The organism is Enterobacter sp. CM29 (genome assembly GCF_013179605.1).
Lineage (GTDB): Bacteria > Pseudomonadota > Gammaproteobacteria > Enterobacterales > Enterobacteriaceae > Enterobacter > Enterobacter intestinihominis.
Map to the genome: position 1 here is coordinate 1 of NZ_JABMCU010000204.1, position 7803 is coordinate 7803.

At 51.2% G+C, this 7803-nt stretch carries 11 protein-coding genes and 1 other annotated feature; of the genes, 9 read left to right on the forward strand and 2 right to left on the reverse strand.

What is annotated here, in order from left to right:
* Together HP459_RS19385 and HP459_RS19390 are read left to right on the forward strand one after the other, a co-directional pair.
* A partial coding sequence (locus tag HP459_RS19385) for a YdiY family protein (protein ID WP_171936669.1) occupies positions 1-480 on the forward strand: 480 nt, incomplete at its 5' end.
* A gap of 264 nt (positions 481-744) precedes the next feature.
* On the forward strand, positions 745-978 hold the full coding sequence (locus HP459_RS19390) for a hypothetical protein (RefSeq protein WP_032622263.1): 234 nt from the start codon (positions 745-747) through the stop codon (positions 976-978).
* Between the two features lie 149 nt (positions 979-1127).
* Here the strand turns inward: HP459_RS19390 and yniD are convergent, their stop codons facing one another.
* The gene (gene yniD / locus HP459_RS19395) at positions 1128-1235 is read right to left on the reverse strand and encodes a small membrane protein YniD (RefSeq protein ID WP_003857815.1); all 108 of its coding nucleotides are present in this window, start codon (positions 1233-1235) and stop codon (positions 1128-1130) included.
* Positions 1236-1333: 98 nt separating this feature from the next.
* Positions 1334-1426 carry a stress response membrane protein YncL gene (yncL, locus tag HP459_RS19400; protein ID WP_071785204.1) on the reverse strand — a complete coding sequence of 31 codons (93 nt, stop codon included), beginning with the start codon at positions 1424-1426 and terminating at the stop codon, positions 1334-1336.
* A 323-nt stretch (positions 1427-1749) separates the two neighbouring features.
* On the opposite strand from yncL, the gene thrS reads away from it, so the two are divergent.
* The 7 genes from thrS to pheT form a co-directional block, all read left to right on the forward strand.
* Positions 1750-3678: a threonine--tRNA ligase gene (thrS, locus tag HP459_RS19405; protein ID WP_171936670.1), complete on the forward strand. Its 1929-nt coding sequence runs from the start codon at positions 1750-1752 to the stop codon at positions 3676-3678.
* Between the two features lie 3 nt (positions 3679-3681).
* Positions 3682-4224, forward strand: coding sequence for a translation initiation factor IF-3 (gene infC, locus HP459_RS19410; protein ID WP_059443439.1), 543 nt, complete (start codon positions 3682-3684; stop codon positions 4222-4224).
* 97 nt (positions 4225-4321) lie between these two features.
* Positions 4322-4519, forward strand: coding sequence for a 50S ribosomal protein L35 (gene rpmI, locus HP459_RS19415; RefSeq protein ID WP_001124225.1), 198 nt, complete (start codon positions 4322-4324; stop codon positions 4517-4519).
* Between the two features lie 50 nt (positions 4520-4569).
* Positions 4570-4926, forward strand: a complete 357-nt coding sequence (gene rplT / locus HP459_RS19420) for a 50S ribosomal protein L20 (protein ID WP_000124850.1) — start codon at positions 4570-4572, stop codon at positions 4924-4926.
* 117 nt (positions 4927-5043) lie between these two features.
* Positions 5044-5168, forward strand: a sequence feature (Phe leader region).
* Positions 5049-5093 carry a pheST operon leader peptide PheM gene (gene pheM / locus HP459_RS23405; RefSeq protein WP_001386830.1) on the forward strand — a complete coding sequence of 15 codons (45 nt, stop codon included), beginning with the start codon at positions 5049-5051 and terminating at the stop codon, positions 5091-5093. (Overlaps the previous feature by 45 nt.)
* A 62-nt stretch (positions 5169-5230) precedes the next feature.
* Positions 5231-6214: a phenylalanine--tRNA ligase subunit alpha gene (gene pheS, locus HP459_RS19430; RefSeq protein WP_022647837.1), complete on the forward strand. Its 984-nt coding sequence runs from the start codon at positions 5231-5233 to the stop codon at positions 6212-6214.
* A 15-nt stretch (positions 6215-6229) separates the two neighbouring features.
* On the forward strand, positions 6230-7803 hold a 1574-nt coding region (gene pheT / locus HP459_RS19435; protein WP_171936671.1), incomplete at its 3' end, for a phenylalanine--tRNA ligase subunit beta.

A 7803-nucleotide genomic window follows, 5' to 3' on the forward strand; every position in this document is an offset into this window, starting at 1 on the left:
TCCTCTGAGAAATACGCGGTAGGTGGGCGTAGCCGTTACAACATGACAGATTATGACTACCTGTTTGGGCAGGCGAGTTGGCTTACTGACCGCTACAATGGCTATCGCCAGCGCGATGTCATGACTGCGGGTTATGGTCGTCAGTTCCTGAATGGACCAGTGCACAGCCTCCGTTTTGAATTCGGTCCGGGTGTCCGTTACGACGAGTACACCAACGGCGAAGATGAAACCCAGCCGCTGGGTTATGCATCGGGCACCTACGCATGGCAAATGACTGACAACGCGAAATTCACCCAGGGTGTGTCGGTGTTTGGTGCTGAAGATACAACGCTGAACTCTGAAAGTGCGTTGAACGTGGCTATCAACGAACACTTTGGACTCAAGGTGGCGTACAACGTAACCTGGAACTCATCACCGCCTGATTCCGCGCCGGAACATACCGATCGCCGAACCACGATTTCTTTAGGTTATAAAATGTAATTTCTTCGGGCCGGGACTATTCTCGGCCTGTTTTTTATTTTTTGAAACTGTGCTTATTTATATTAAACGGCGTTTTGAAATAATAGGCATGGTTTCGTCTTCATAATTTCTCCATAATTAGGCGGCCAGGCCTTATTCAGTTTATTTGACACGATTTGATAAATAATTTGACTAGGCAAAAGTGTGATCCAGATCTACACTTACGGCACAGGCAAAAAACTCGCCTCAGGCATTTCTGCATTAATTAAGTATGAGAACAGAATTATGAAAAAAATCAAAACCGCTACAGCAGCGATGGTGCTTTCCGCACTTTCATTTGGCGTATTTGCTGCTGATAATATGACGCAACCTGCCAGTGACGTTAACAGCCCAGTCGGGATCGCTAAAGCCTCTGATGTTGAAGCAGGCTCCAACATTGCCCCTGGCTCCCAGTCTACCGGCCAGTCAATGAATGATGCATTTGATGTACACAAGCTGGTGGCGGGTGAGTGGTCCTGATATTTCAACCGCCACATGTGATGGAATATATACGCTGTCACAGCCTGGCGAAAACCGGATTATGACGTACCGGTTTTGGACCATAAATTATCGTAAAGATAGTTAAGATTTATTCAGTAAATTCACGGCACGTTTTCGCTGACATAATATTAGCCCCAGATCATCGCGGCCCAACGCAGCAGCAACATCGCGCCGCAAATAGCGATTAACACCACGACCATTTTCCAGTGCTTAACGGCAAATCTTTTTGTTGGCATAACCCAATCCTTGTCAGTTGATACCCTTAGTCTACCAAAGTCTGCGCCAGAAAGCGCTTTACCCGGGACAACAGGTTATGCCAGAACAGCGGTTCGGCTTAAAACCAGTGGAATCTGTCGGCCAGTATCAATACCAGACCAGCAGCGGAAAGTAGATTCAATATCACAACGGTTCTGCTCGATACATTCATGTGATACCCCTTCGATGTTTAAGGACCAGATCAAGAATAGCTCAGCACTTTCGGATTGCGAGCCCCCGTCAACAAAAGTTCATGAACGCAGACATAAGGATGAGCGGTTCAAATCGGTCGCGGGAAGGTGCATTCGCCCTGTTAATAGTGTTACCATTACGCTGCTTGCCGTAAATCCGCATTTATCTGAATCGGCAGGTGCATGATGACGAACCAATTTGACGATTGTTGGTCAGATGGTTTCGTAATCTACTGTTTAATCACGATTATTTTCTTTGTATATGCTCTTATGTGTGGGGCATCACTGCAAATAAGGATATAAAATGCCTGTAATTACTCTTCCTGATGGCAGCCAACGCCATTTCGACCACGCTGTAAGCCCAATGGATGTTGCACTGGATATCGGTCCTGGACTCGCAAAAGCAACCATTGCAGGCCGCGTAAACGGTGAGCTGGTAGACGCGTCCGATCTGATTGAAAGCGATGCAACGCTTGCGATCATCACCGCGAAAGACGAAGAAGGTCTGGAGATCATTCGTCACTCCTGTGCGCACCTGTTAGGTCATGCTATTAAGCAGCTGTGGCCCAACACCAAAATGGCGATCGGCCCGGTTATCGACAACGGCTTCTACTACGACGTTGACCTTGACCACACCCTGACACAGGAAGATATCGACGCGCTCGAAAAACGTATGCATGAGCTCGCCGAAACGAACTATGACGTCATCAAGAAGAAAGTCAGCTGGCATGAAGCGCGTGAAACCTTCGTGAAGCGCGGCGAGAGCTATAAAGTCTCGATTCTTGATGAAAACATCGCTCATGATGACAAGCCTGGCTTGTACCATCACGAAGAATATGTCGACATGTGCCGTGGACCGCACGTGCCGAATATGCGCTTCTGTCATCACTTCAAACTGATGAAAATCGCAGGCGCCTACTGGCGTGGCGACAGCAACAATAAAATGTTGCAGCGTATCTATGGTACCGCGTGGGCCGATAAGAAAGCCCTGAACGCGTACCTGCAACGCCTGGAAGAGGCGGCTAAGCGTGACCACCGTAAAATCGGTAAGCAGCTTGACCTGTATCATATGCAGGAAGAAGCGCCGGGGATGGTGTTCTGGCATAACGACGGCTGGACAATCTTCCGTGAACTGGAAACGTTCGTGCGCTCCAAGCTGAAAGAGTACCAGTATCAGGAAGTGAAAGGCCCGTTCATGATGGACCGTGTGCTGTGGGAAAAAACCGGCCACTGGGACAACTATAAAGATGCGATGTTCACCACTTCGTCTGAGAACCGTGAATACTGCATCAAGCCAATGAACTGTCCGGGCCACGTTCAGATCTTCAACCAGGGTCTGAAATCCTACCGTGATCTGCCGCTGCGTATGGCGGAGTTCGGTAGCTGCCACCGTAACGAGCCATCAGGTGCGCTGCACGGTCTGATGCGTGTTCGTGGCTTTACTCAGGATGATGCGCATATCTTCTGTACTGAAGATCAGGTACGTGATGAAGTTAACGCCTGTATTCGTATGGTCTACGATATGTACAGCACCTTTGGCTTCGAGAAGATCGTGGTCAAACTCTCAACGCGTCCGGAAAAACGTATCGGTAGCGATGAGACATGGGATCGCGCAGAAGCGGATCTCGCCGTGGCGCTGGAAGAGAACGGTATTCCGTTCGAATACCAGCTGGGCGAGGGCGCATTCTACGGTCCAAAAATTGAATTTACCCTGTATGACTGCCTCGATCGCGCATGGCAGTGCGGAACGGTACAGCTGGACTTCTCCCTGCCGCAGCGTTTAAGCGCCTCTTATGTTGGCGAAGACAACGAGCGTCAGGTGCCGGTTATGATTCACCGTGCGATTCTCGGTTCACTGGAGCGCTTCATCGGCATCCTGACTGAAGAGTTCGCGGGCTTCTTCCCAACCTGGCTTGCGCCAGTGCAGGTAGTTGTGATGAACATTACCGATTCTCAGGCGGATTACGTTAAAGAATTGACGCAGAAACTACAAAATGCGGGCATGCGCGTAAAAGCAGACTTGAGAAATGAGAAGATTGGCTTTAAAATCCGCGAGCACACTTTACGTCGTGTCCCGTATATGTTGGTCTGTGGTGATAAAGAGGTGGAAGCAGGCAAAGTTGCCGTTCGCACCCGCCGTGGTAAAGACCTGGGGAGCCTGGACGTAAGTGAAGTGATTGAGAAGCTGCAACAAGAGATTCGCAGCCGCAGTCTTCAACAACTGGAGGAATAAGGTATTAAAGGCGGAAAACGAGTTCAAACGGCACGTCCGAATCGTATCAATGGCGAGATTCGCGCCCAGGAAGTTCGCTTAACAGATCTTGAAGGTGAACCACTGGGGATTGTGAGTCTGAGAGAAGCGATCGAAAAAGCTGAAGAAGCTGGAGTAGATTTAGTTGAAATCAGCCCTAACGCCGAACCGCCAGTTTGTCGTATTATGGACTACGGCAAGTTCCTTTATGAAAAGAGTAAATCTTCTAAGGAACAGAAGAAGAAGCAAAAAGTTATCCAGGTTAAGGAAATCAAATTCCGTCCTGGTACCGACGATGGCGATTATCAGGTAAAACTCCGCAGCCTGATTCGCTTTCTGGAAGATGGCGATAAGGCCAAGATCACGCTGCGTTTCCGCGGTCGTGAGATGGCCCACCAACAGATTGGTATGGAAGTGCTTAACCGCGTCCGTGAAGATCTGAGTGAACTGGCAGTAGTCGAATCCTTCCCAACGAAGATCGAAGGCCGCCAGATGATCATGGTGCTCGCTCCTAAGAAGAAACAGTAAGGCCTTCAAGCAGCAAAATCTGTGGAGCCTTCGGGCCCCATAGGTTTTGTTCGCCTATGTTTCGTTTATTTAACAATGCGAAGTGGAAGTTATTAAAATGCCAAAAATTAAGACCGTACGCGGTGCTGCTAAGCGCTTCAAAAAAACCGGTAAAGGTGGTTTTAAGCACAAGCACGCTAACCTGCGTCACATTCTGACTAAGAAAGCTACCAAGCGTAAACGTCACCTGCGTCCAAAAGCCATGGTTTCTAAAGGCGATCTGGGCCTGGTCATCGCGTGCCTGCCGTACGCATAAGTCGTTAACGTTTAACTTTTTTAACTTAGAATAGATACAGGAGAGCACACATGGCTCGCGTAAAACGTGGTGTAATTGCACGTGCACGTCACAAGAAAATTTTGAAACAAGCTAAAGGCTACTACGGTGCGCGTTCACGCGTATACCGCGTTGCCTTCCAGGCTGTTATCAAAGCAGGTCAGTACGCTTACCGTGACCGTCGTCAGCGTAAGCGTCAGTTCCGTCAACTGTGGATTGCGCGTATCAACGCAGCAGCACGTCAGAACGGTATTTCTTACAGCAAATTCATCAACGGCCTGAAAAAAGCCTCTGTTGAAATCGACCGTAAGATCCTGGCTGACATCGCAGTATTCGACAAAGTAGCGTTCACCGCTCTGGTCGAAAAAGCGAAAGCAGCACTGGCATAAGCCAGTTGAAAGAGGGGGCTTTGCTCCCTCTTTTCATATCGCCTTATCAGAAGATTGACATTTACCCGTCCAGGCTTTTCAATAAGGTCTTAACGGTTTTTACCCTACAAGGTAACGCAAGCATGAATGCTGCTATTTTCCGCTTCTTCTTTTACTTTAGCACCTGACTTCAGGAGGCTAGCGCGTGAAAGATGAAACGAAAAACAGCGCCAGATAAGCCTCCCGATGGAGGCTTTTTTTGTGCCTGAATTTGAGAGATTACGTCCAACAATTCGGTGTCTGCACCGACATAATGAGGAAAACCATGTCACATCTCGCAGAGCTGGTTGCCAGTGCAACGGCCGCCATTAACCAGGCCTCAGATGTTGCCGCGTTAGACAATGTCCGCGTCGAATATCTGGGCAAGAAAGGGCATCTGACCCTTCAGATGACTACCCTGCGTGAACTGCCAGCAGAGGAGCGCCCGGCAGCAGGTGCAGTGATTAACGAAGCCAAAGAGCAGGTACAACAGGCGCTGAACGCACGTAAAGCCGAGCTGGAAAGCGCAGTACTGAATGCGCGTCTGGCGGCAGAAACGATTGACGTTTCTCTGCCGGGTCGCCGTATCGAAAACGGCGGTCTGCATCCGGTTACCCGTACTATCGATCGTATTGAAAGTTTCTTCGGTGAGCTCGGCTTTACCGTGGCGACTGGCCCGGAAATAGAAGATGACTACCACAACTTCGATGCCCTTAACATTCCTGGCCATCATCCGGCACGCGCTGACCACGACACTTTCTGGTTTGACGCCACCCGTCTGCTGCGTACTCAGACATCTGGCGTTCAGATCCGTACCATGAAGGAGCAGGCTCCACCGATCCGCATCATCGCGCCGGGTCGCGTATACCGTAACGACTACGATCAGACCCACACCCCAATGTTCCACCAGATGGAAGGTCTGATTGTTGATAAAAACATCAGCTTCACCAACCTGAAAGGCACACTGCACGATTTCCTGAACAACTTCTTTGAGGAAGATTTGCAGGTTCGTTTCCGTCCGTCCTACTTCCCGTTCACTGAACCTTCTGCGGAAGTTGACGTGATGGGTAAAAACGGTAAATGGCTGGAAGTGCTGGGCTGCGGCATGGTGCATCCAAACGTACTGCGCAACGTAGGTATCGATCCGGAAGTATACTCCGGCTTTGCGTTCGGTATGGGCATGGAGCGTCTTACCATGCTGCGCTACGGCGTAACCGACTTACGTGCGTTCTTCGAAAACGATCTGCGTTTCCTCAAACAGTTTAAATAAGGGCAGGAAAGAACAATGAAATTCAGTGAACTGTGGTTACGCGAATGGGTTAACACCACGCTGGACAGCGACGCGCTTTCTAACCAGATCACCATGGCGGGTCTGGAAGTTGATGGCGTGGATCCTGTTTCTGGCGCCTTTACCGGCGTCGTGGTAGGTGAAGTGGTTGAGTGTGGCCAGCACCCTAACGCCGACAAACTGCGCGTAACAAAAGTCAATGTGGGCGGTGACCGTCTGCTGGATATCGTCTGCGGTGCGCCAAACTGCCGACAGGGCCTGAAGGTAGCCGTGGCGACTGTCGGCGCGGTACTGCCGGGCGATTTCAAAATCAAAGCGGCTAAGCTGCGCGGTGAGCCGTCTGAAGGCATGCTGTGCTCCTTCTCCGAGCTGGGCATTTCCGACGATCACTCCGGCATTATCGAGCTGCCGCAGGATGCACCAGTGGGTACCGATATCCGCGAATACCTGAAGCTTGATGACAACACCATCGAAATCAGCGTGACGCCAAACCGTGCCGACTGCTTAGGCATCATCGGTGTGGCCCGCGACGTGGCCGTTCTGAACCAGACCGAACTGAACGAGCCGGAGATCGCTCCGGTTGAGGCAACCATCAGTGATGTGCTGCCGATTCAGGTTGACGCCCCTGACGCATGTCCGCGCTACCTCGGTCGCGTGGTGAAAGGTATTAACGTTAAAGCGCCAACCCCGCTGTGGATGAAAGAGAAACTGCGTCGCTGTGGTATCCGTTCTATCGACGCTGTGGTTGACGTGACCAACTATGTTCTGCTGGAGCTGGGCCAGCCAATGCACGCCTTCGATAAAGATCGTATCGAAGGGGGTATTGTTGTGCGCATGGCGAAAGAGGGCGAAACCCTGGTTCTGCTGGACGGCAGCGAAGCGAAACTGAACGCCGACACTCTGGTAATTGCCGATCACAACAAAGCGCTGGCGATGGGCGGGATCTTCGGCGGCGAGCACTCTGGCGTCAACGACGAGACGCAAAACGTCCTGCTGGAATGCGCGTTCTTCAGCCCGCTCTCCATCACCGGCCGCGCACGCCGTCACGGTCTGCACACTGACGCTTCTCACCGCTATGAGCGTGGCGTGGATCCTGCGCTGCAATACAAAGCGATGGAGCGTGCGACTCGCCTGCTGATCGACATCTGCGGCGGCGAAGCGGGTCCGGTTATCGATGTGACCAACCAAGCGGCGCTGCCGAAGCGTGCGACCATTACTCTGCGCCGCAGCAAGCTGGATCGTCTGATTGGTCACCACGTTGCCGATGCGCAGGTGACCGACATTCTGACGCGTCTGGGCTGCGAAGTCACTGAAGGTCAGGACGAGTGGAAAGCCGTTGCACCATCCTGGCGTTTCGACATGGAGATCGAAGAAGATCTGGTGGAAGAAGTGGCCCGCGTTTACGGCTACAACAATATCCCTGACGAGCCGGTGCAGGCGGGTCTGGTGATGGGCAGCCATCGCGAAGCCGATCTGTCACTGAAGCGTGTGAAAACCATGCTGAACGACAAAGGCTACCAGGAAGTGATCACCTACAGCTTCGTTGATCCTAAGCTGCAACAGCTGATCCA

Coding starts and splice junctions, on each gene's coding strand:
- yncL (WP_071785204.1), bottom strand. CDS start 1,426: ATGAATGTATCGAGCAGAACCGTTGTGATATTGAATCTACTTTCCGCT.
- pheS (WP_022647837.1), top strand. CDS start 5,231: ATGTCACATCTCGCAGAGCTGGTTGCCAGTGCAACGGCCGCCATTAAC.
- rpmI (WP_001124225.1), top strand. CDS start 4,322: ATGCCAAAAATTAAGACCGTACGCGGTGCTGCTAAGCGCTTCAAAAAA.
- HP459_RS19390 (WP_032622263.1), top strand. CDS start 745: ATGAAAAAAATCAAAACCGCTACAGCAGCGATGGTGCTTTCCGCACTT.
- yniD (WP_003857815.1), bottom strand. CDS start 1,235: ATGCCAACAAAAAGATTTGCCGTTAAGCACTGGAAAATGGTCGTGGTG.
- thrS (WP_171936670.1), top strand. CDS start 1,750: ATGCCTGTAATTACTCTTCCTGATGGCAGCCAACGCCATTTCGACCAC.
- rplT (WP_000124850.1), top strand. CDS start 4,570: ATGGCTCGCGTAAAACGTGGTGTAATTGCACGTGCACGTCACAAGAAA.